The sequence below is a fragment of the Pseudonocardia sp. HH130629-09 genome (assembly GCF_001294645.1).
In the GTDB taxonomy this organism is placed as follows: Bacteria; Actinomycetota; Actinomycetes; order Mycobacteriales; family Pseudonocardiaceae; genus Pseudonocardia.
Map to the genome: position 1 here is coordinate 836,591 of NZ_CP011868.1, position 21,395 is coordinate 857,985.

A 21,395-nucleotide genomic window follows, 5' to 3' on the forward strand; every position below is an offset into this window, starting at 1 on the left:
CCGCAGCGGGCTCCGATGGCCTCGACCGTGACGGCTCGGCTGCGGCGGGCTCAGTTCTGGTCGGGGCGGAGGCCGTCGAACTGCTCGGAGCCGGTCGCGGACGGCTCCTGCGAGTTCCCGGGCTCGGCCCCGGCGGGGACGTCGGCCGCGCCGGTCGCCGCGCAGGACTCCTCGACCGACTGCGGCCGGGCCGCGGCCGGGTCGGGGGTCGGCGACGCGCTCGACGAGGACGACCGGGACGACTCCGGGCTCGTCGACGGCTGCGTCGTCGGGGCGGCGAGTGACGGTGCGGTCCCGGGCGCCGGCTCCGGAGGCGGGTCGGCGATGGCGTTGCGGACGACCTCGCGCATGTAGGGGACGTCCGGGTCGGCGGTGACGAAGTAGCCCGTCGGGGAGTTCGGGTCCGGCAGCGACGGGTCGAACGCGACGCTCTCCAGCCGGAACCCCTCGTCGGCCAGGACGGCCAGCGCGGGCAGCACCTGCTGGGGCATGTCGGTGGCCACGTTGTCCCGGGTCACCGCGGCGATGCTCTGGAACCGGGAGATCAGCTCGGTCGCGGTCGTCTGCGAGATGACGGCCTGGATCAGGCAGCGCTGGCGGCCCATCCGCTGGTAGTCGGTGCCGTCACGGCGGGAGCGGGCGAACCAGAGCGCGTCCTCGCCGCCCAGTGTCTGCACCCCGGGGCTGATGTAGCGGTCCGGGGTGACGTGTCGGCCGAACGCGGTGACGCCACCGACCGGGATCGGCTCGGGCCCGACGTTCACGGTGACCCCGCCGACGGCGTCGATCATGGAGGAGAACCCGGCCATGTTGACCTCGAGGTAGTAGTCCAGCGGCAGGCCGGTCATGTACGCGATCGAGGACTGGAGCAGGTTGATACCGGGCGAGGAGGTCGGTCCCGACGGGGCGATCTCCGGGTGCTGCTCGGCGTAGGCGTGGATGGCGTTGAGCAGGTAGTCGCCCGACAACGGCTGCGACGGGTCGTGGAAGCCGTTCGGGAACTTCTCCGCGGCCGGGCTGCCCGGCGGGAACTCGGCCCGCTGGATGTTGCGAGGCAGGCTGAACAGCGTCGTCCGGCCTGAGCGGGTGTCGATGCTCGCGACCATCATGGTGTCGGTACGGGTGCCGGTCCGGTCGTCGCCGGCGTCGCTGCCCAGCAGCAGCACGTTGAGCCGGGGCTTGCCCAACGCCTCGGCCGCCGAGGTCCCGCCGTCCTGGAACAGCGAGTTCAGCAGCCCGCGCTGGGAGTTGACCAGCTCGACGCCGTAGCCGAACGGGACGGCGACGGCGAGGCACAGCAGGGCCGCGGTCCCGGTGCCGACGATCTTCTGGCCGAGCGGCATCCCGCGCGGCCGGGCCAGCGCGTAGGTCCGCGCGACCTGGGCGATCCAGGCGATGCCGGCGACCACCAGCGCGCCCGCGATGACGGTCAGCGTGGTCGTCGACAACAGGTTCTGCAGCAGCGTCGACCGCCGGGCCAGCAGCGCCACCGCCGCAAGCCCGACGACGATCGCGACCAGCGTGCCGAGGATCAGACCGCCGGTACGACGACGGCGCAGCGCGAGATGGCCGCTGCCGGGCACCACGGTGGACGCCGCGGTGAGGCCGAGTGCGGCGGCGAGGGTGCGCCGCGCGGGGTCGGGCGCGGCCGACGGGCCGGCGGGCGGCGCCAGCGCGGTCTCGCCGTCGCCGTCGCCGTCGCCGTCGCCGTCGCCGTAGTCGTCGTCGCCGCGGCCGTCCCGGGCGGGCCGGTTCCAGGATGCCGCGGCGCCGGCCGCTGCGGCGCCGGCCGCTGCCGTGCCTGCCGCGGCACCGGCGGCCAGGCCGGGGTGCGGCGGCCGCGGCGGGGCGGGACGTGCGGCGTCGCGCGCGGGTTCCGGTGTGGCGCCACCCGGGCCTGCCGGGCGCGCGTCGGTGGGTCGCCCCTGCGGGCCGTCCGGCCTGCCGCTGTCGGGCCTGCCGCTGTCGGGCCTGCCGGCGTCGGGCCGGCCGGGGACGGTGTCCGGGCGGACCGCGCCGGAGGACCGCGCACCGGATCCGGCGGGGACCCCGGGGGCACCGCCGGGCCGGCCGCCGGAACGCGGGTCGGGGCCGCCGGGGCCGCCGGGACGGGCGTCACCGGGGCGCCGGGGCCCACCCGGCGGCACCGGCCCGGGGCCGGACCGCCCCGGGCCGCTCGGGGCCGAGGGTGCGCCGGGGCGCGACGGTGCGTCCGGGCGCGAACCACCGGACACGGCGCCACCGGACACGGCGCCACCGGGACGGTCGCCGGGCCGGCGCGGGACGATCGGTAGCTCGCCGCTCAGCCGGGCCGCGCGGTCGCGCTCCTGCGGCGGGGCGTCGGGCTCGGACGCGCGGTGCCGCCGGTGCTCGGCGGCGGTGTCCGGCCGGCCGGGGACCTTCACGGTCTCTCCGATGCCGCGACGGGTCGCGCGGATGGACCGGATGTCGGTGGGCCTGCTGTCGCTGTGCCCACCACGGCCCGGGGTCTCCGACCGCGTCGAGCGGGACGTCCATGCGGCGGCCCGCCGGGCGGCGGCCCGGGCCTCGCGCTCGCGCCGGGGGAGCCAGGACTCGTCCTCGGCGGGAAGCCCGGCTCCGTCCGGCCGGCTGGGACGCCCGCGGTCGGGACGCGCCGCGGGACCGGTTCCCGGGCGCTGGTCACCGGCGGGCGGACGCGGTGCACCGGTGGCGGGCGGCCCGGGACGTCGCGGGCCGCCCGACGGCTCCTGGGGCGGCCTGCCGGACCGGGGTGGTCTGCGGTCGCCGGGCCTACCGGACTGCGGGGCCGGGGCCCCGGCTGAGCCGGGTGGGGGAGCGGCGCCGCCACGGGGGTGCGGCGGCGGGGTGTCGCGACGGTCGTGCGGCGGGACCTCGGCGCGGTCCCGGGGCGGCGGGCCGCCGTGCCGTGCCTCGTCCCGCAGGTGGGGACGGTCGTCGCGGCGGGCGTGCTCGGGAGGGCCGGGTCGTCGTGGCCGGTCCGGACCGGTCGGGCGGGAGCCCTCCGTCGGTCGTTCGTCCACCCGGAGCACCCCCTTCACTGGTCGGCACGGGCAGGACGGCCGTGCCGCGCGGAGGAGCGGCACGTGCCTGCGCACCCGGCGGCGACGACGGCGCTCGGGTTCCGGTGAGAGTACTTGCCGTGATCACGATCTCGATGGGCGGCCACCCACCCGGGAGGGGCTTCCGGACAGGGGGACACACCCGTCACTGGTAGGACACGAAGACCGGCGACTCCGGCCGGACGGCGTAGGTCTCCCGCGGGGTGAAGGTCGGCCGGTCCTCGTCGATGAAGTTCTTCCAGCCCCACAACAGACCCTGCGGGCGGGGCGCGGCGTGCAGCGCGTTCCAGGTCTCGGTCTTCTCCTGGCGGGTGCCGTAGCCGTCGGCGTGCAGCACGGTCGCGAGCTCGCGGTGGGAGGTGACCACGGTCTGCCGGTCGGAGATCATGGAGACCCGGAACTGGTGGATCAGGAACACCTTCTGCGGCAGCCTCTTCTCCCGGACGAGCGCGGCCAGCCACTCCGAGGTCCGGTTGATCTCCGCTGCGGTCACGGACCCGATCTGCGCGCCGTGACGCTGGCCCGGCTTCAGCCGCCACTCGGGGTCGAGAGCGAGCCCGACGTGCGGCTGCGAGAGCAGCTCGGTGTAACGCTTCGCCTGGGTCGTGAAGTCGGTGGTGCCGGGCTGCAGGTCCAGCACCACGTAGACGCCGGCCTTCCCGGCCTGTTCGACCCACGGCCGCAGCTCGTCGACGCTCATCTCCGCGGAGTAGTCGCCGTCCGGGCCGGGGACGCGGTCGGCGACCGTCGTGATGATCTCGAACGCCGGCACGACGGGCTCGCGCACGAGCGGCTGGAAGTCGGCGGCGAGGTCCTTCGCGCGGGCGATCGAGCGCGGCAGGTCCTGCTCGCCGAGGACCCCCATCGACGGGGTGCCAGGGTGGCCGTAGAGCGCGGCCAGCCGGCGGCCCGGGAAGACCTCGGTGCCACCGCCGGGCAGCTCCGGCACCGCGGGCGCGGCGGAGGTCGGCGCCGGCTGCGCGGGGGCCGGCCGGGGCGGCGCGGCCGGGGCCGGGACCGGGGCAGTGGCGGAGGAACAGCCCGCGACCACCGCGCAGGCCGTCAGCAGCGCCAGGACCAGCACCGGCGGACGTGCGCGCCACCCGGGGGGACGACGGTTCGTGACGGACAGGACGTGCGAGGACTCACCCGAGATGGACACCGGTCACCAGGCTAGGCGACAGGATCACGCACGGCAGTGCGGACGGTCACCGGGCGTGTCGGTGATGCGACGGGCCGTGGCCCGCCGCGGTCATCCGCCCCCGGGTCAGCGCGGGACGACGGGCCCGTCCGGGCCGTCCTCGGGGCCGCGCTGCGGCCGCGGCGGTCGGCCCCGCAGGATCCGCTTGAGGCCCGCGGTGTGCCGGCGGCTGACGGGCAGCTCGACCGCGCTCGGCCCGTTGCCGAGGCGGACGACGTACCCCGACCCGGACATGCGCAGCTCGGTGATCAGCGGCAGCGAAACCAGGTAGGCGCGGTGGATCCGGACGAACCCGGCCTCGCCCCAGCGCTCCTCCAGTACCGAGACCGGGATGCGGACCAGGTGGCTGCCCTCGTTGGTGTGCAGCCGGGCGTAGTCGCCCTGGGCCTCGACGAACCGGATCGAGGAGCGGGGGACCAGCTTCGTGGTGCCGGCCAGCTCCACCGGCACGACCTCGTCGTCGGTGGTCGCGGCCGGGGCGCCCCGGCGGGCGACCGGTGGCGCGGTCGCGCCACCCGGTTCGGCGCCGTGGCGGGCGGGCGCCGCGGGCGGGCCGTTCTCGGCCCGCCGGACCGCGCGCAGTGCCAGGGTGCGGTCCAGCGAGCCGGACAGCCGCTCGGTGCGCAGGGGTTTGAGCAGGTAGTCGACGGCACCGACCTCGTAGGCGTCGACGGCGCGGTCGTCGTGGGCGGTCACGAACACCACCGGCGGCGGGTCGGCCATCGCGTTCAGCACCCGGGCGAGCTCCAGGCCGTCGAGGCCGGGCATCCGGATGTCGAGGAACACGACGTCGACGGTCGGGGTGGTCGCGTCGGCCTGCGATCCGTGCAGGATGCGTAGCGCCTCCGTCGCGTTCGGCGCGGTCAGCACGGTCTCCACCCGCTGGTCCTCGCCGAGCAGGTGCGCCAGCTCGAGCAGGGCCGGTTCCTCGTCGTCGACGGCGAGGACGGTGAGCCGGGTCCCCGCCGGGGCGGCGGGGGACGGCTGCGGCGGCTCCGGGGCGCGGAGCTGACCCGGGACCCCGATGGGCCGGTGGTTGCTCGCGGTGCCGTACCCGGGCTGCAGCACATGGCCGACCGGGCCGGGCGTCGCGCCCGAAGCGTGCCCACCCCGCGCGTGGCTGTACACGGCTCCTCCTTGCCGCGGGCACACCGCCCGCTGACCGGTGACTGCGGGCACACCGTAGCGAGACCGCGGAGCGTCACCGACGGCCGGTCCCGCCTCGCGCCCCACACGATCCGGGGTGGGCCGTCGGAGGGGGCGCGACAGCGGAGCGTCACGAGTCGTGGCTGCCGGTCGTGTCAGCGGCGCCGTCCGGCTGGGGGAGCGGACCGGGACCGGCGTCGTGGCTGGTCGGGCGGAGGGTCGCACCCTCGCCGATCGGACGGGCTGTGTGTGGGTGTCATTGTGGCACTCGGTGCCGAAACGCTACCGTGCGTGAGAACCGCCACGTGGGACCGTTTCGTATCCGGTCGGCGTGTCGGACCGGCCGTGACCGACGACGGCCGGGCGCACACCTCCGACTGCGAAGGGGCAGCCATGGCGAGCACGAAGGACTGGTTCGAGACGGTCGCGGAGGCACAGCGACGGGCGCGCAGGCGCCTGCCGAAGTCGGTCTACTACGCGCTGGTCGCCGGCGCGGAGCAGGGGATCACGCTGGCGGACAACGTCGCCGCATTCGACGAGCTCGGCTTCCGCCCGCACATCGCGGGGCTCCCGCCGCAGCGGGACCAGAAGACGACCGTGATGGGCCAGGAGATCGACCTCCCGGTCGTGATCTCGCCGACCGGAGTCCAGGCCGTCGACCCGGAGGGCGAGGTCGCCGTCGCGCGGGCCGCGCACAGCTCCAACATCCAGAACCCGCTGAACCCCGAGCAGACCGTGTCGACGGCCATGGGGCTGTCGTCGTTCGCGTCCCGCTCGGTCGAGGACGTCTGCGCCGTCCACGACAAGGTCTTCTTCCAGGTCTACTGGGCCGGGTCCAAGGAGGACATCCTCGAGCGCGCCCTGCGTGCGAAGCGGGCGGGCGCCAAGGGCCTCATCGTGACCCTCGACTGGACCTTCGCCACCCGCCGTGACTGGGGCAGCCCGCCCATCCCGGAGAAGGTCGACGTCACGGCCGCGCTGCAGTTCGCGCCCGAGATGATCACCAAGCCGCGTTACCTGCTGGACTGGGCGAAGTCCGGGAGGATCCCGGACCTGAAGGCCCCGAACATGGCGCCCCCCGGCGGCGGTGAGGCCCCCACCTTCTTCGGCGCCTACGGCGTCTGGTGGACCACCCCGTTGCCGACCTGGGACGACATCGCCTGGCTCCGCGAGAAGTGGGGCGGCCCGTTCATGGTCAAGGGCATCATGCACCCCGACGACGCGCGCCGCGCCGTCGACGCGGGCGCCACCGCGATCTCGGTGTCCAACCACGGCGGCAACAACCTCGACGGCACCCCGGCCGCGATCCGGGCGCTGCCCGCGATCGTCGACGCCGTCGGGGACCAGGTCGAGGTCGTGATGGACGGCGGCGTCCGCCGCGGCGGCGACGTCGTCAAGGCGCTCGCGCTCGGGGCCCGCGCGGTCCTGATCGGCCGCGCCTACCTGTGGGGCATGGCCGCGCAGGGCGAGCGCGGGGTCACCAACGTCCTGTCGATCCTCTACAAGGGCATCGACGAGGCGCTGCTGGGCCTGGGGAAGAAGTCGATCCACGAGCTCTCCCGCGACGACCTGATCGTCCCGGAGAACTTCACCCGCGTCTCGAAGTCCTGAGCGGCCGGGTGGTGCGGGGCCCGGCGCGACCGGGCCCCGCACCACCGCCGGTTCAGAGCGGGAACGTGACCCGGGTCAGCTCCTCGGCGCGCTCCCAGAGCGCCCGCTGCATCCGCCGGTCGTGCGAGGCCGCGCTGGACCCGACCGGGCGTGGGTTGCCGCGCGTCTCGCCGATGCCGTCCGGTCCGATGTAGGCGCCGCCGGGCAGGTCCGGGACGGTCGCGGCGAACAGCGTCGGCAGCGCCCCGGCCGCCGCGGACTGGGCGACCACCTTGTTGAGCACGCCCAGCAGCGCGTCCTGGACGGACTCGGTGCGCGACTGCAGGTTGGTCGCCGCGTACCCGGGGTGCGCGGCCATCGAGCGCAGCCGCGACCCGGCCGCCACGAAGCGGTGCTCCAGCTCGTAGGCGAACATCAGGCAGGCGAGCTTCGACTGGCCGTAGGCGGTCCAGCGCTCGTAGCGGCGGCGCTCGAAGTTCAGGTCGTCGATGCCGATCCGGCCCATCCGGTGGACCACGCTGGACAGCGTCACGACGCGGTCGGTGATCCGGTCGGCCAGCAGACCGGTCAGCGCGAAGTGGCCGAGGAAGTTGACCCCGAGCTGGGTCTCGAAGCCGTCCGCGGTGCGGGAGAACGGCACCGCCATCAGCCCGGCGTTGTTGACGAGCACGTCGGCGGTGCCCTCGAACCCGGCGGCGAACTCGCGGACCGAGGTGAGGTCGCCCAGGTCGAGCCGGCGCACCGACACCGCACCACCGAGCTCGGAGGCGATCTCCTCGCCGCGCGTGGTGTTCCGCACGGCCAGCACGACGCGTGCACCGGCGTGCACCAGGGCCCGGGTGGTCTCCAGTCCGAGGCCGCTGGTGGCGCCGGTGACGATCACGGTCCTGCCCTGCTGGGGCGGGATGTCCGCCGTCGTCCAGGGGGCGGGTGAGGTCCGGAACACGGGAGGACTCCTTCGCGGGGGACGGGACCCCAGGTCTACCCGGTCGGCCCGGGTCCCGCCCGCCCACACCCCGGACGGGTCAGCCCGCCACCTCGGCGGCCCTCCGGTCGCGCCGGGCCGAGACCAGGGCGTCGACGAGCAGGAACACGATCAGCGAGACCCCCAGCACCGGCAGGACCAGCCCGGCCGCCACCGCGGCGAACCCGACCAGCGCCACCGCGGCGGGGGAGGGCCGCTCCCGCGACCCGGGTGGCCCGGCGAGGCCACGCGAACCGTCCGGCCGGGTCGGTCTGCGCAGCCACCACATCCGGTAGCCCCACACGACCAGCACGACCACGGCGCAGGCGAGCGCGGCGAGCGCCACCAGATTGACCGTGCCGAACAGCAGGCCCATGTGCGCGTCGATGCCCCAGCGGGCGAGCTTCGCCGCGACCGGCCAGTCCGCGAAGGCGAGCCGGTCGGTGACCGTCCCGGTCGCCGGGTCCACGGCCACGGAGTCCTGCTGCGACGGCCAGCTGCGCACCGTCTGCTGGATCTTCCAGGCCTCCCCGGGGTCGCCCGGGGTGAGCTCCACCGGCCCGGCGAGGCCGTCGGCGCGGGCGGCGTCGAGGACCCGCTGGGCGACGGCGGGGACCGCCTGCGGGGCGACCGGGGCCGTCGTGGAACCCGCCACGGGCGCGGCCGCGTCGCCACCGGCGGCGGACAGCGTGCTGCTGACCGACGGCGTCGTCCAGTCCAGGGCGGTGCGCAGCGCGCTCACGTTGGCCCCCGCGAACTGCGACCAGGTCAGGCCGGTCGCGGCGAGGAACAGGAGCCCGACCGAGGCCCAGACGCCCACCGCGCCGTGCCAGGACCGCAGCCGCGACCGCGACGAGCCGCCGGTCCGCGGCAGCAGCCGCTCACGGCGTCGTCGTACCCGGAGGGTCACCTGCACCACGAGGCCGGACAGCGTGAGCACGGCCAGCCACGACGCCGCGAGCTCGGTGTAGACCTGCCCGGGCGGGCCCAGCAGCAGCGAGCGGTGCAGGTTGTCGATCACCCCGCGGGCGGGGAGCCACTCGGCGTAGGTGTCGAGGGTGGCCCGCACCTGCGCGGTGTACGGGTCGACGAACACGGTGCGGCTGTAGCTCTCGGGCAGGTCGGCGTCGAACGACACCCGGGTCGTCGCACCGGGCTCGCGCGCGGGCCGGATCTCGGTGACGGGCAGGCCCGGCTGGGTCGCGACGGCCGCCTCGACCTGCCGCGACAGCGGGAGCTCCGGGCCGCTGACCGGGGCGGTCAGCGCGTCGGCGTAGAGCCAGCGCTCGATCGGCGGCGACAGCGTGTAGAGCAGCCCGGTCAGGGCCGCGACGAGCAGGAACGGGCCGACGAACAGCCCGGCGTAGAAGTGGATCCGGGTGACGAGGCCCTTCAGGCCCCGGAACAGCGGCGGGCGCCCGGACGGCGGGACGGGAGTCCCGGGCCGGGTGTCGAGGCCGGCGCTCACCAGCCCGCCACCATCGCCGCGAGCATGACGACCATGCCGAGGCTCATCGCCGCGTGGCAGGCGGCATCGGAGCGCGCGCCCAGCCGGCGCACCGGTGCCGCCGGGGCCTCGACCCGCGCGGCGACCGCGGTGGTCGTGCCCCCCGTGCCCGCTGTGCCCGTCGTCTCTGCCGTCCCGCCGACCCCGGCCGGCGCCGTCCGCGGGGCACCGGCCGCCGTGCCCCCGGCGGGGTCGGCGCAGTCGCAGGCGGCGGGGTCGGTCGCGTCGCCGGTCGCGCGGGCGTCGTCGGGGGTCAGCGGGTCCCCGGCGACGCGGTCGTGGCTCAGCGTGCGGGCACCCCAGTACCCGGCGGCGGCCAGCAGTACGGCGCACAGCGCCACGGTCACCGCGACCGCCCACCCGGCCGGGCCCGCCGCGTGGGCGCCCCCGGACATGTCCATGGCGTCGCCGCCGCCGTGGTGGGCGTGGGCACCGCCGCCGCCCGCGGCCTCCGCCGGCGAGGCCATGATCAGCGGCATCGCGACCAGCATCCAGACCATCGCCGCGGCCATCAGCGCGTGCGCCGCGCCCGCGAGCCGCCCGGACGGGCCGCAGGAAATCCCGCGGGAGGTGGTGACCAGGAAGAACACGCCCAGGACACCGAACAGGACGATCTGGGTCCACAGCCCGGCGCTGCCGTACCAGGTCCAGGTCATGACGATCATCGCCGCGCTCATCAGAAGGTGGGCGAGCTCCGCGGTGCGGTGCGCGGCGGAGCGGCGCTCCGAGACCGCGGTGGCCCAGCGGGCCAGGGCGTAGAACCCGGTGGCGGCGAACAACGCCGTCAGGGCCCAGGCCAGCGGCAACGACGAGATCACAGGTCCTCCTCGGGGGCGGGGGAGGTGCGGGGGCGCACGACGGGAGTGGTCGTCGGCGCGGCCCGTCCGGTTCCCGCCGGTCCCCCTCCGGTGGGTGCGACGCCGGTCACCCCGTCGTGGGGGACGGCACGCGGCGGCGGGCCGGGTGAAGCGGTCGGGTGAAGCGGGCCGGGGCGCGGCGCGGGTTCAGGTGCGGGCGGCGCGCCGGACACCGGAGGCGGGCGCCCCGGCGGTCCCGGTGCCGTCCTCGCCGAGGGCGCGCAGCAGGTCCTCGCGGGCCCGGGCGACCCGGGACCGGATCGTGCCGACCGGGCAGCCGCAGACCTGGGCGGCCTCGACGTAACCCAGGTCCAGGACCTGGGTCAGGACGAACGCCTCGCGGCGCTCGTCGGGCAGCGCGTCGATCAGCGTCCGCAGCAGGACGGCCTCCTGCGCGCCCGTGCGGGGCACGGCGCGCTCCAGAACGTCCTGGGTGTCCTCGCCGAGGTCGCGCACGCGGGGCCGCCGGACCGCGGTGCGCACCGCGTCGACGGCGACCCGGCGGGCGACCGACAGCAGCCAGGTGCGGGCGGTGGAGCGGCCCGCGAACGAGGGCAGCGCCCGCAGCGCCCGCAGGAACGTCTCCTGCGCGAGGTCCTCGGCGTCGTCGCGGCCGGCGAGGTGGACGAGGAAGCGGTGGACGTCGACCTGGGTCGCCCGCACGAACTCCGCGAGCGCGGCGGTGTCACCGGCCCCGGCGGCCAACGCCCACGCCGTCACGGTGGCGTCGTCGTGGCGTTCGGGCACGCTGGTCACGGTAGCTGTCGCCCGTTCGGGGACGAAGCCCGACCCGGTCACCGTCCGCTCCATGGGAACACGGTGCGTGACCGGGCGGATGCTGTCCGGACGCGACCGTCGCGGGGTGTCCGACATGTGGATCAGCGGTTCCGCGGCGTCGCCGGAGGCGGCCCGCCGCGGAGGAGGATCCCGCCGGCAGGGCGGTGGGCGGCTCAGCCCGCGGTGCGGGAGGCGAGCAGTCGGAACGCCGGCGTCGGCAGCTCGGGAGCGAGGTCGACCACGCAGGTCCGGGCCAGGATCTCCAGCGTGCGCGGGCAGGCGCCGGGGCCGTGGTCGATCTCGGTGCCGTTCGCCGCGTACGGGTCGAACCCGGGGTGCAGCGGGTTGCGGGCCTGCAGCGAGCGCCAGTTCGTGTAGACGTGCCGCCCGGTGTCGATCAGCCGGTGCACGCCGCGGCGGGCACCGAACTCCGCGGCCGCCTCGGGGGTCGCGAAGGCCAGCGCCAGCCCGGCGGCGTTCGCCGGGTCGTGGTGCGGCACCGGCTGCAGGTCACGCCCGATCCGGTCCGACAGCGCCGAGAGCATGATGTCGCGGTGCCGCCTGCGCCGGGCGATCTGCGCACGCAGCCCGGCCAGCTGCGGCCGCAGCACCGCCGCGGACAGCTCGGGCATCCGCAGGTTGACCCCGACGATCAGGTCCGCGGCGGCCCCGGCGAATCCGGCGCGCTCGTAGCTGCCGACATCGTGGTACATCGACGCCCGCTCGAACAGCTTCGGGTCCCGGGTGACCAGGGCGCCGCCCTCGCCGGAGCGGATGTTCTTGTGCTGGTTGAAGCTGAAGGCCCCGGCGTGGCCGATCGACCCGGCCGGGCGCCCCCGGTACGTGACGCCGATGGCCTGGCAGGCGTCCTCGATCACGACGAGGTCGTGGGCGGCCGCGACGTCCATGATCGCGTCCATGTCGGCGACGTGGTTGAGCATGTGCACCGGCAGCACCGCCCGGCTGCGCGGCGTGATCCGGTCCTTGAGGTCGGCCGGGTCCATCGTGAGCGAGGCGTCGACCTCGACCAGGACCGGCACGGCGCCGACGGCGAGCGCCGCGGCGGCCGTCGACACCCAGGTGTACGCGGGGACGAGCACCTCGTCGCCGGGGCCGATCCCGGCGCCGACCAGCGCCGCGACCAGGGCGCTGGTGCCGCTGTTGACGGCCAGTGCGTGCGGGGTCCCGAGGAACCCGGCGAGCTCGGACTCGAACCGTGCGACCTCCGAGCGGTCGCCGCCGGTGAAGCGGCCCAGCTCCCCGCGCCCGAGGACCCGGACCGTCGCGGCCATCCCCCGTGCGGTCGTCGCCATGGCGGCGAGTCCCATACCGTGCTCCTCCGGATACGAACCGTGTGAACCGGGCAACACAGTACCGGGCGGGGTCGGCACGACCGGGGGACGGGAGGGTAGGGGCGGCCACAGCGTCCTCACAGCGGAGCCGGGGCACCATCAACGGCGGTACCGCACCACGTTCGGAAGGAACCGCCCTCCATGCTCATCGACACCCGGCGCGCGCTCCCCGGCTCCATCTTCGAGGCCGAGGTCTGCGTGATCGGCAGCGGTCCGGCCGGGGCCGCGGCCGCGACCGAGCTGGCCGACCGCGGCCTGCGCGTCGTCGTCCTGGAGGGGGGCGGCCCGGGCCTGAGCCGCACGGCCCGCGACACCTACCGGGGGATCAGCGGGCGGGGCAAGCACGACCCGGTCGACGCCGTCCGGCAGAAGCGCCTCGGCGGCACCTCGCTGGTCTGGGGCGGCCGCTGCGCCCCGCTCGACGACATCGACTTCGCCGACCGCGAGTGGATGCCCGGCGCCGCGTGGCCGATCCCGCACGACGAGCTGCGCGCCTGGTACCCGGTCGCCCAGCGGCACCTCGACGCCGGTGCCTGCGAGTACTCGGCCGCGGAGTCGGGCTTCCCGGCGCCCCCGCCCGGGCTCCACAGCGACACCCTGCGCTGGGACGACCTGTGGCGCTGGAGTCCGCCGACCTCGTTCGCGCCGACGGTGGAGAACATGGCGAAGGCCGGCCGGATCCGGCTGTTCCTGCACGCGACCGTCGCCCGCCTGGAGCGCGACCCGGTGTCGGGCACCGCGACCGAGGCCGTCGTCGTCCCGCGGCCGGGGTGCGACATCCGGATCCGGGCGCAGCACTTCGTCGTCGCGGCGGGTGGTCTGGAGTCGGTCCGGATCCTGCTCGCCTCCGACGGCTACGGCGGCACCGGTACCGGAGCCGGGATCGGCGACGAGTACGGCCAGGTCGGGCGGCACTACATGACCCACCCGGTGGGCGAGGTCGGACGGCTGCAGCTGACCACGGCCGGGCGCGCGCTGGGCCTGGGCTACCTGCCCACCGACGACGGCGTCTACGCCCGCCGGATGCTCTCGCTGTCCCCGCAGGCCCAGGCCGACCACCGGTTGGGCAACCTGAAGGCGGCGCTGTGGTTCGCCGACCCGAAGGACGCCGAGCACGGCGACGCGCTGCTGTCGACGTTCGCCCTGACCTACTGGGGACTGGGCAAGCTCCGTGCCGGGTTCAAGGCCGCCGGGACGCACGCCCAGTACAGCCACACCACCGACATCGGCCACCACATGCGCAACGTCGCCGCCGACCCGCTGCGGGTGGCGCGGTTCGCCCGCGGCTGGGCGCGGCCGCGGATCACCGGGGAACGGCGGCTGCCGTCGTTCATGCCGCTGGACTCCGCGCACTGCCGGCTGCGGTTCGACGCCGAGCAGACCCCCGACCCGGCGAACCGGGTGACGCTCGACCGCGAGCGCGACGCGCTGGGCCAGCACCGGCTGCGGGTCGACTACCGGGTCTCCGCCGGCGACCGGGAGGCGATCGCGACCTCGCTGTCGCTGATCGGCAAGGAGCTGGAGCGGACCGGGATCGCCCACGTCGACCTGTCCGATGTGGAGCGCGTGCACGACATGGACATGACCGACGGCACCCACCAGATGGGGCTCCTGCGCATGTCGGACTCGCCGCGCAGCGGGGTCGTGGACCCGGCGTGCCGGGTGCACGGCACGCCGAACGTGCACATCGCCTCCAGCGCGGTGTTCCCGTCGGCCGGGGCGGTCGGGCCGACGCTGGCACTGGTCGCGCTGGCCTGCCGGACCGCGGAGCTGATCGCGGTCGACGTCCGGGGCTCAGCCCCGCGGTCGGCGTGACCGGGTGGTCGCCGCGGGTACCTCGCGGCCACTAGGCGGGCGGAGCTGCGACCGGAGACGCGGGGCGACCACGCAACAGGGCGGCGGCGAGTGCCGCGCCGACCGCGAGGAGCCCGGCCCCGATCGTCATGGCGACGGTGAACCCCGGCCCGAACGACGCCGGGTCGGCCGGGGCGTCCCCGCGGATCCCCGCGATGGCGGGCACGGCCGCCACCGCGAGCAGGCCGGCCGCCCGCGCGATCGCGTTGTTGACCCCCGACGCGACGCCGGCGTGCCGGTCCGCCGCCGCGTCGAGCACTGCGGTGGTCAGCGGCGCGACGGCCGCGGACAGCCCCAGCCCGACCAGCGCCGTCGCCGGGAGCACGTCGGTGAACCAGCCCGCTCCCGGCCCGATCCGTGACGCCAGCAGCATCCCGGCCGCGGCCAGCAGCAGCCCGGCGGTGACCAGCGGTGCCGGGCCGGTGCGCGTCGCGAGCCGCCCGGCGCGGGCCGACAGCAGCAGCATGAGCACGGTGACCGGCAGCGTAGCGGTCCCGGCCAGCAACGGGGAGAACCCGGCCACGATCTGCAGCTGCACGGCGAGCAGCACGAACAGCAGGCCCAGCGCCGCGTAGACGGCCACCGTCACCACGTTCGCGCCGGTGAACCGGCGCCCGTCCCCGGCGTCGCCGGTGCCGGTGAACAGCTCCGGCGGGACCAGCGGGGACCGGCTGCGCCGCTCGACCAGCGCGAACGCCACCAGCGCCGCCACCCCGGCGGCGCCCGCGCCCCACACCTGCAGCCCGGGCGACGCACCGGAGCCGGCCGCCGTCCCGGCCCAGGTCAGCAACGCCAGCCCGGCGACGGCGAGCACGCTGCCCGGGACGTCGAGCCGGTGCGCGGCGTCGGGGTCACGCGACTCGGGCACGTGCCGCACCGCCACCGCGACGACGACCGCCGCGAGCGGCAGGTTGATCAGGAACACCGCCCGCCAGGACCACTCCACGAGCGTCCCGCCGACGAACGGGCCCAGCGCCCCCGCGATCCCGCCGAGCCCGGACCAGGCCCCGATCGCCGCCGCCCGGTCGGCACCGTGGAACGACGCCGAGATCAGCGCCAGGCTGCCCGGGGTCAGCAGCGCACCGCCGACCCCCTGCAACGCCCGGGCCGCGGCGAGCACCTCGACGATCGGCGCCAGCCCGCACAGCAGCGAGGCCACCGCGAACCACACCGCCCCGGTCACGAAGATCCGCCGCCTGCCGAACCGGTCACCCAGCGAGCCGCCGAGCAGGATCAGCCCGGCCAGGGTCAGGGTGTAGCCGTTGACCGTCCACTGCAGCCCGGCGAAACCGGCGCCGAGGTCCTCGGCGATGCGGGGCAGAGCGATCGTGACGACGGTGTTGTCGAGCATCGCCATGCCCGAGCCCAGCACGCAGGCCGTGATGACCCAGCGGCCGGCCGCGGTGCCGGTACGCAGTCCGGTGTCCATGGTCGGCCGAACACCACGACGCCCGGGTCTCTTCCGTGCCACCCACGCCGATCGTCGAGTGCCCCGGCCGGGTCAGCCTGCGGCCACCCCCGCCCGCCGCCCGGCCTCGGTGAGCCGCTCGGCCAGCAGCGCCGCGGACGCCTCGTCCACCCGCCCCACCGACAGCCGCAGCATCTGCCGGTCGTCGGGCAGGAACGCGGTGCCCGGGATGGTCAGGGTGTCGTGGTCGAGCAGCAGGGTCCGGACGATGTCGAGGGTCGGGCGGTCCGGGAACGGGTGGCGGACCCAGGCGAAGAACCCGCCGAGCGCGGCGATCTCGAACCCGCCCGGTCGGTCGGCGAGTGCGGACCCGACCCACTCCCGTCGCCGGGCGATCTCCACGACCCGGTCGGCCCGCCACGCCCCGGCCCGGGTGAGCCCGGCCACCGCGGCCTCCTGTCCGGCCCGCGGTGCGCAGATGGCGACGCAGTCGAGCAGCTTGAGCACCTGGCGTCGCAGCTCGGGACCCGCGATCACCGACCCGACCCGGTAGGCCGGGATGGCCAGGTCCTTGGAGTAGGAGTGCAGGCTGACCACGGTCGAGCGCCACGACGGGTCGGCGAACAGCGGGTGCGCGGGGGCGTGCGCATCGGGCCGGAACGAGCGGTAGGTCTCGTCGACGACCAGCGCGAGATCGTGGCGCCGCGCCAGCTCGGCGAATGCGACGATCTCCTCCGGCGGCACCGTCACCCCGCTCGGGTTGCCGGGGCTGACCAGCACGATGGCCCGGGTGCGGGGCGTGACGAGTGCCTCGGCGTCGGCGGCCCGGGGCACCAGGTCGGCGTCGGGCTCCAGGTACACCGGGGTGACGCCGCGCATGCGCAGCCACATGTCGTGGTTGAAGTAGTAGGGCAGCGGCGAGATCACCTCGTCGCCCGGCCCGGCGAGGGCGTCGGCGACCACGGCGAACGCCTGGTTGCAGCCCGCCGTCACGACGACGTCGTCCGGCGTCACGTCCCCGGCGTAGTCGCGCGCCAGCTCCTCGGCGACCGCGCGGCGCAGCGGGGCGATGCCGGGCACCGGCGCGTAGCCGGACAGGGCCGGGTCCCGGGCCACCTCCACCACCCGTTCGACGACCTCCGGTGCCGGCGGGTACGGCGGCGCGGCCTGCGACAGGTCCAGCAGCGGGTGCGTCGCGTTCCGGGCCGGGTCCCGCTCACCGGCGAGCGCGAGGGCCGCGCCGATGGGGGAGTCGCTGCCGGCCGCCGTCGTGGGGTCGAGTCGCACCGTCGGGTGCCGCCTTCCGGGTCGTCGTCGGATCCTGTGGGAACCGATCGTCGCCGACGCCGTACCGGGCGGTCCAGTGGCCCTCCCGCGACCGTGATCCGAGCCCTCAGCCACCACCGAGAACGTCGGCGGCGCCGTCGGCACGCACGTCGCTCGCGGCATCGAGCACCCCGGCCCGCAGCGTGCGACCTGTACGTGTCCCGCGTCGTCGTGCAGCTCGGACACGGTGTCCACGTCGAGTGACAGCGCACGGGCCGCGGCGGACAGTCCTTCGGCGTCGGGGACGCCCGGCTCCAGGACGACTGACGGCCGCTCCCGGCCGACGTCGCGTGATCCGATCACCCAGCGCGGGCGTGCTAGGTGTACTGCCCAGGGACGTTGGTCAATCTGCTGATCGGCGGGCGACGTCCGATGGCGGTGGGGCCTGTGATGGTTGTACTCGTGGAGCCGGCCCGGTAGGGCGTCGCGGCGTTCGAATTCGCTGGTGTAGTGGCGGGCGAAGGCCCAGCGGTCGGCCAGGGTGCGGTGGAACCGTTCGATCTTGCCGTTGGTCTGCGGGCGGTAGGGCCGGGTCCGTTTCGGGGTGATGCCCAGATCACCGCAGGTGTCGCGCCAGGCGTGGGAGCGGTAGGCCGACCCGTTGTCCGACAACACCCGGGACACGGTGACCCCGCGAGCGGTGAACCAGGCCGTCGCCCGGAGCTTCACGCAGTCATAGGCAACGGGTCCGATGGGTCGGTGGATGGTGCGGGTGCGCGCGAGGATGGGTTGGAAGCGCACCGGTCCACCCGCCCGTTACCGGTGGGGCGTGCTCGCGCGAGTGCTCATGATTCGGTCGCTTCTGTCGCGGGTGGCTCGGTGTGGCCGCGGAGCCCCAGGAGCAAGAGCGCAATGAGTGCGACGGTCAGTGCGGCGGCGATGAGGAGCGCGGATTGAAGCCCGAGGCTCATGGAGTCACCGATCGAGGTGAGGAAGCCGGCGCGGTCGGCCGTGTCGAGCTGGTCGGCGATGCTGGCGGCGGCGCCGGGGCTGTCGCTGGCTGCTTGGGTCTCGGTGTCGCTGAGGTCTTCGGGCAGGGTGAGGGTGGTGCGGTAGGCGATGGCGCCGATGGTGCCGAGCAGGGCGATGCCGCTGGCGGCGCCCAGGCCGCTGCTGACGTCTTGGAGGGCGCTCATGCTGCCGGTGCGCTGGATGGGTGCGGTGGTGATGAGCAGTTCGCTGAGCAGAGTCATCGCGGCTCCGGCGAGGGCGACCAGGCACAGCCCGATGGTGAGCACGACGAGGGTGGTGGTGCTCCGTCCGGTGAGTAGCGATGCGGCTGCGGTACAGAATCCTGTGACGGCCAGGGCTAAGGACAGGGCGGTGGCGCCGCGGATGCCGAAGTGCGGTTCCCCCGAGATCGTGGAGGGTTCTTATGCCGCGTCTCGGGTGAGGGCGGCGTTCTCGTAGTTGATCGGTGAGAGCCCGGCGGCGGCACTGTGTCGCCGCCGGTGGTTGTAGAAGCCGTAACACCAGTCGATGACCGCCGCCCGCGCCCTACTGATGGTGTCGAAGTCGTTGCGGGACAGCACTTCCCACTCCAGGCTGGAGAAGAACGCCTCCGCCGCGGCATTGTCGAAACACGACCCGACCCGGCCCATCGACTGACGGATGTCGAGCCGCCGACACAGAGCGGTGAACGCGCCCGCGGTGTAGGTCGACCCGCGGTCGGTGTGGAAGATCACCCCGGCGATTCGGTCCGCCCCGCCGCGGGCCGCCACCGCCATCCGGATCGCCGCACACGCCAGCTCGGCGTTCGGGTGCAGCCCCGTGGCCGCGCCGAGCAGCCGCCGCGAGTACAGGTCGATCACCGTGGCCAGATACAACTTCCCGGCCGCGGTGGGGATCTCGGTCATGTCCCCGACCCATCTGCGGTTCGGCTCGGCCGCAGTGAAACCCCGACGAAGCAGGTCCGGGAACTTCGGCGCCGTGCGGTCCTGGCGGGTCAGCCCGTTGTGCCGCTTGATCCGGCGGGCGACCAGGCCCTGGCGGCGCATCGAGTCCGCCACGGTCTTCTCCGACACCCGCCATCCGGCCTCACACAGGTCGGCGTGCAGACGGGGTGAGCCGTGTAGCCGCTGGGCGTCGTCGAACGCCACGGCCACGGCGGCGTCCAACGCGCAGCGGCGCTTCTCGGTCGCGGTGGCACCACCGTCGGAACGCGCGGCGCGGTCGAGCCACTTGTACAGCCAGGAGATCGACACCCCCAACAGGGCGCAGGCCAGCGTGTGCGGCACCCGGTGGAAGGTCCTCTGGTCGGCGATGAAACGGGCCACGCTCACTTCGTCGCCTCCTTGACCCACAGGACCACGGATCGCTTGAGGACATCACGCTCCATCCGCAGCTCGGCGTTCTCCGCGCGCAGCCGCTTGAGCTCCTCGACGCCGCCGCGAGACAGGCCCTCGGTGTCCTCGCGGGCCTCTCGTGCACGGGCCACCCAGTTGCCCAGCGTGCCCTCGTTGACCCCCAGGTCACGGGCGACCTGGGCGATCGGCTTGCCCGTCTCCTCCACGACCCGGACCGCTCCGTCACGGAACTCCCGGTCGTAGCGCTTCCGTACCTCTGGCATCGCTACCCCTTATAGCTGATGCCTCCCCGATCATGGGGGAACCGCAAACCGACTACAAGCCGCGCACCGGCAGAGCGTTCGTCCACACCGTCATCGACGACCACTCCCGCGTCGCCTACGCCGAGATCCACAGCGACGAGAAAGCCGACACCGCCACCGGTGTGCTACGCCGGGCCGTGGACTGGTTGAACGCCCGCGGCGTGACCGTCGAACGGGTCCTGTCCGACAACGGCAGCTGCTACCGCTCACACGCCTGGCGTGACACCTGCAGCGAACTGGGCATCACCCACAAGCGAACCCGGCCCTACCGGCCTCAGACCAACGGCAAGATCGAACGTTTCCACCGCACCCTCGCCGACGGGTGGGCATACGCCCGCTTCCACCCCTGCGAAACGGCTCGGCGAGACGCGCTCCCCGGCTGGCTGCACTTCTACAATCACCACCGGCCCCACAGCGCAACCAACGGCCTACCGCCGATCAGTCGCCTGACCAACCTGCCTGGACATCACACCTAGCTCCCGACCCCGTCAGCGGTCCGGTGGTGCAGCGCATCTTCACCGAGTACGTCAGGGGAGCCGGGATATTCGCGATCGCTGACGGACTCACGCGAGATGGGATCGCCTGCCCCTCGGCGCACGACAAGGTCCGTAATCCACACCGAAGTGGGATAGCGTGGGCGAAAAGCGCGGTACGAGTCATTCTCTCCAATCCTCGTTATACCGGTTATCAGGTATGGAACAAGCAGCGCAAAGACGAAGTGCTGATCGACGTGCACGACGTCGCTCTGGGACATCAGGCAAAACAGCGCTGGAACGAAGAAAGCGCCTGGGTGTGGTCGGAGGAAATTGTTCACCCGCCCCTTGTTTCGCTAGACGAGTTCACTGAGACGCAGGCAATCCTTGCTGGTCGCGGTCGAACCAGAACGACGAAGAGTCGCCAGCGGATCCGGCGACCATACGTGCTCCGCGGAATCATTCACTGCGGAATCTGCGACCGCCGAATGCAGGGCCAGTGGACCAAGAACCGGGCATACTACCGTTGCCGCCTCGGGCAGGAATATGCCTTGGGTGACAAGGCCACCCATCCCACGAATGTGTACCTGCCGGAAGCATCGATCCTGCCCGTCCTGGATGAATGGCTCGCGGGCTTGTTCCATCCGCATGAGATCGACCGGACAGTTTCTGTCCTCTACCGCGGTCAGCCGCGGGACGACGTCGACCGCGTGCAGATCGGGAAAGCCCACCTTGCGGAGTGTGATGCCAAGCTCGCCCGCTACCGGGCGGCCCTGGAAGCAGGGGCTGATCCGGCGCTGGTGACCGGCTGGATCACGGAGGTCACAGCCCGGCGCGCCGAGTTGGACGCGCAGCACCAGCTGCGAGGTGCGTCGGGCAGGATGAGTGAGGCTCAGATACGCGACCTGGTCGGGGACATGACCTCAGCCCGCAAAATCTTGCTCGCTGCTGACGAGGAGGCCAAGGGCCCGGTTTACCAGCGACTGGGACTGCGGTTGATCTACCGCCCGAAGATCCGGACGGTGAGCGTCCAGGTCAATCCGGACCCCAACCGGGACGGTTGGGGTTATGGTCGGTGTCCGAGGGGGGACTTGAACCCCCACCCCCTTATACGGGGACTAGCACCTCAAGCTAGCGCGTCTGCCATTCCGCCACTCGGACGTCGTGATCTCTCGATCGCGTCGTGAGGGAAGCATAGCCGAGGGCGGGGACCGGGTTGCGGCGGGGTCGGCACGGGCCGCCGGTGGTA

The 21,395-nt window shown here is 74.3% G+C and carries 15 protein-coding genes, 1 tRNA gene and 3 pseudogenes; 4 read left to right on the top strand and 15 right to left on the bottom strand.

The features are described from left to right. Nucleotides 1-50: 50 nt before the first annotated feature. The 3 genes from XF36_RS34945 to XF36_RS04010 form a co-directional block, all read right to left on the bottom strand. Nucleotides 51-2,405: an LCP family protein gene (locus tag XF36_RS34945; protein WP_060710933.1), complete on the bottom strand. Its 2,355-nt coding sequence runs from the start codon at nucleotides 2,403-2,405 to the stop codon at nucleotides 51-53. A gap of 802 nt (nucleotides 2,406-3,207) precedes the next feature. Then, nucleotides 3,208-4,224, bottom strand: coding sequence for a hypothetical protein (locus XF36_RS04005; protein ID WP_238589115.1), 1,017 nt, complete (start codon nucleotides 4,222-4,224; stop codon nucleotides 3,208-3,210). Nucleotides 4,225-4,329: 105 nt separating this feature from the next. Further along, nucleotides 4,330-5,181 carry a LytR/AlgR family response regulator transcription factor gene (locus XF36_RS04010; protein WP_060714404.1) on the bottom strand — a complete coding sequence of 284 codons (852 nt, stop codon included), beginning with the start codon at nucleotides 5,179-5,181 and terminating at the stop codon, nucleotides 4,330-4,332. A 621-nt stretch (nucleotides 5,182-5,802) separates the two neighbouring features. On the opposite strand from XF36_RS04010, the gene mftD reads away from it, so the two are divergent. Further along, nucleotides 5,803-7,020, top strand: coding sequence for a pre-mycofactocin synthase MftD (gene mftD, locus XF36_RS04015; protein ID WP_060714405.1), 1,218 nt, complete (start codon nucleotides 5,803-5,805; stop codon nucleotides 7,018-7,020). Between the two features lie 52 nt (nucleotides 7,021-7,072). On the opposite strand, the gene XF36_RS04020 is transcribed toward mftD, so the two are convergent. The 5 genes from XF36_RS04020 to XF36_RS04040 form a co-directional block, all read right to left on the bottom strand. Next, a complete protein-coding gene (locus XF36_RS04020) occupies nucleotides 7,073-7,966 on the bottom strand; it encodes an oxidoreductase (protein WP_060710936.1) in 894 nt (297 codons plus the stop codon). Between the two features lie 79 nt (nucleotides 7,967-8,045). Continuing rightward, a complete protein-coding gene (locus XF36_RS04025) occupies nucleotides 8,046-9,452 on the bottom strand; it encodes a PepSY-associated TM helix domain-containing protein (protein ID WP_060710937.1) in 1,407 nt (468 codons plus the stop codon). After that, a complete protein-coding gene (locus XF36_RS04030) occupies nucleotides 9,449-10,309 on the bottom strand; it encodes a DUF5134 domain-containing protein (RefSeq protein WP_060710938.1) in 861 nt (286 codons plus the stop codon). Before XF36_RS04030 ends, XF36_RS04025 begins: the two co-directional genes overlap by 4 nt. Before the next feature lie 186 nt (nucleotides 10,310-10,495). Then, entirely contained in the window at nucleotides 10,496-11,095 is a 600-nt protein-coding gene (locus tag XF36_RS04035) for a sigma-70 family RNA polymerase sigma factor (protein WP_060714406.1), read from the bottom strand. A gap of 203 nt (nucleotides 11,096-11,298) precedes the next feature. After that, complete coding sequence (locus XF36_RS04040) at nucleotides 11,299-12,453, bottom strand: DegT/DnrJ/EryC1/StrS family aminotransferase (protein WP_238589117.1); 1,155 nt, start codon at nucleotides 12,451-12,453, stop codon at nucleotides 11,299-11,301. 165 nt (nucleotides 12,454-12,618) lie between these two features. Here XF36_RS04040 and XF36_RS04045 point away from each other — a divergent pair, with 165 nt between their 5' ends. After that, nucleotides 12,619-14,292, top strand: coding sequence for an FAD-dependent oxidoreductase (locus tag XF36_RS04045; protein WP_060710939.1), 1,674 nt, complete (start codon nucleotides 12,619-12,621; stop codon nucleotides 14,290-14,292). A 31-nt stretch (nucleotides 14,293-14,323) separates the two neighbouring features. Here the strand turns inward: XF36_RS04045 and XF36_RS04050 are convergent, their stop codons facing one another. From XF36_RS04050 to XF36_RS04070, 6 genes and pseudogenes are all read right to left on the bottom strand, one after another. Beyond that, nucleotides 14,324-15,760: an MFS transporter gene (locus tag XF36_RS04050; RefSeq protein WP_060710940.1), complete on the bottom strand. Its 1,437-nt coding sequence runs from the start codon at nucleotides 15,758-15,760 to the stop codon at nucleotides 14,324-14,326. Between the two features lie 72 nt (nucleotides 15,761-15,832). Then, nucleotides 15,833-17,026 carry an aminotransferase gene (locus XF36_RS29980; RefSeq protein WP_060714408.1) on the bottom strand — a complete coding sequence of 398 codons (1,194 nt, stop codon included), beginning with the start codon at nucleotides 17,024-17,026 and terminating at the stop codon, nucleotides 15,833-15,835. 356 nt (nucleotides 17,027-17,382) lie between these two features. Beyond that, nucleotides 17,383-17,728: pseudogene (locus tag XF36_RS31245) on the bottom strand (integrase core domain-containing protein); the annotation flags it as partial. A 122-nt stretch (nucleotides 17,729-17,850) separates the two neighbouring features. After that, entirely contained in the window at nucleotides 17,851-18,303 is a 453-nt protein-coding gene (locus tag XF36_RS04060; RefSeq protein ID WP_060710941.1) for a hypothetical protein, read from the bottom strand. Between the two features lie 135 nt (nucleotides 18,304-18,438). Further along, nucleotides 18,439-19,347, bottom strand: coding sequence for an IS3 family transposase (locus XF36_RS04065; RefSeq protein WP_060710839.1), 909 nt, complete (start codon nucleotides 19,345-19,347; stop codon nucleotides 18,439-18,441). Continuing rightward, on the bottom strand, nucleotides 19,344-19,634 hold the full coding sequence (locus XF36_RS04070; RefSeq protein ID WP_060710840.1) for a transposase: 291 nt from the start codon (nucleotides 19,632-19,634) through the stop codon (nucleotides 19,344-19,346). The genes XF36_RS04065 and XF36_RS04070 overlap by 4 nt, the downstream gene beginning before the upstream one ends. A 59-nt stretch (nucleotides 19,635-19,693) precedes the next feature. Here XF36_RS04070 and XF36_RS04075 point away from each other — a divergent pair. Both XF36_RS04075 and XF36_RS35440 read left to right on the top strand, forming a co-directional pair. Beyond that, nucleotides 19,694-20,149 (top strand): annotated as a pseudogene (locus XF36_RS04075) (DDE-type integrase/transposase/recombinase); the annotation flags it as partial. Between the two features lie 26 nt (nucleotides 20,150-20,175). Continuing rightward, nucleotides 20,176-20,658, top strand: a pseudogene (locus tag XF36_RS35440) (recombinase family protein); the annotation flags it as partial. Between the two features lie 564 nt (nucleotides 20,659-21,222). Here XF36_RS35440 and XF36_RS04080 read toward each other — a convergent pair. Next, nucleotides 21,223-21,307: transfer RNA gene (locus tag XF36_RS04080), tRNA-Leu, on the bottom strand. Nucleotides 21,308-21,395: the final 88 nt, after the last annotated feature.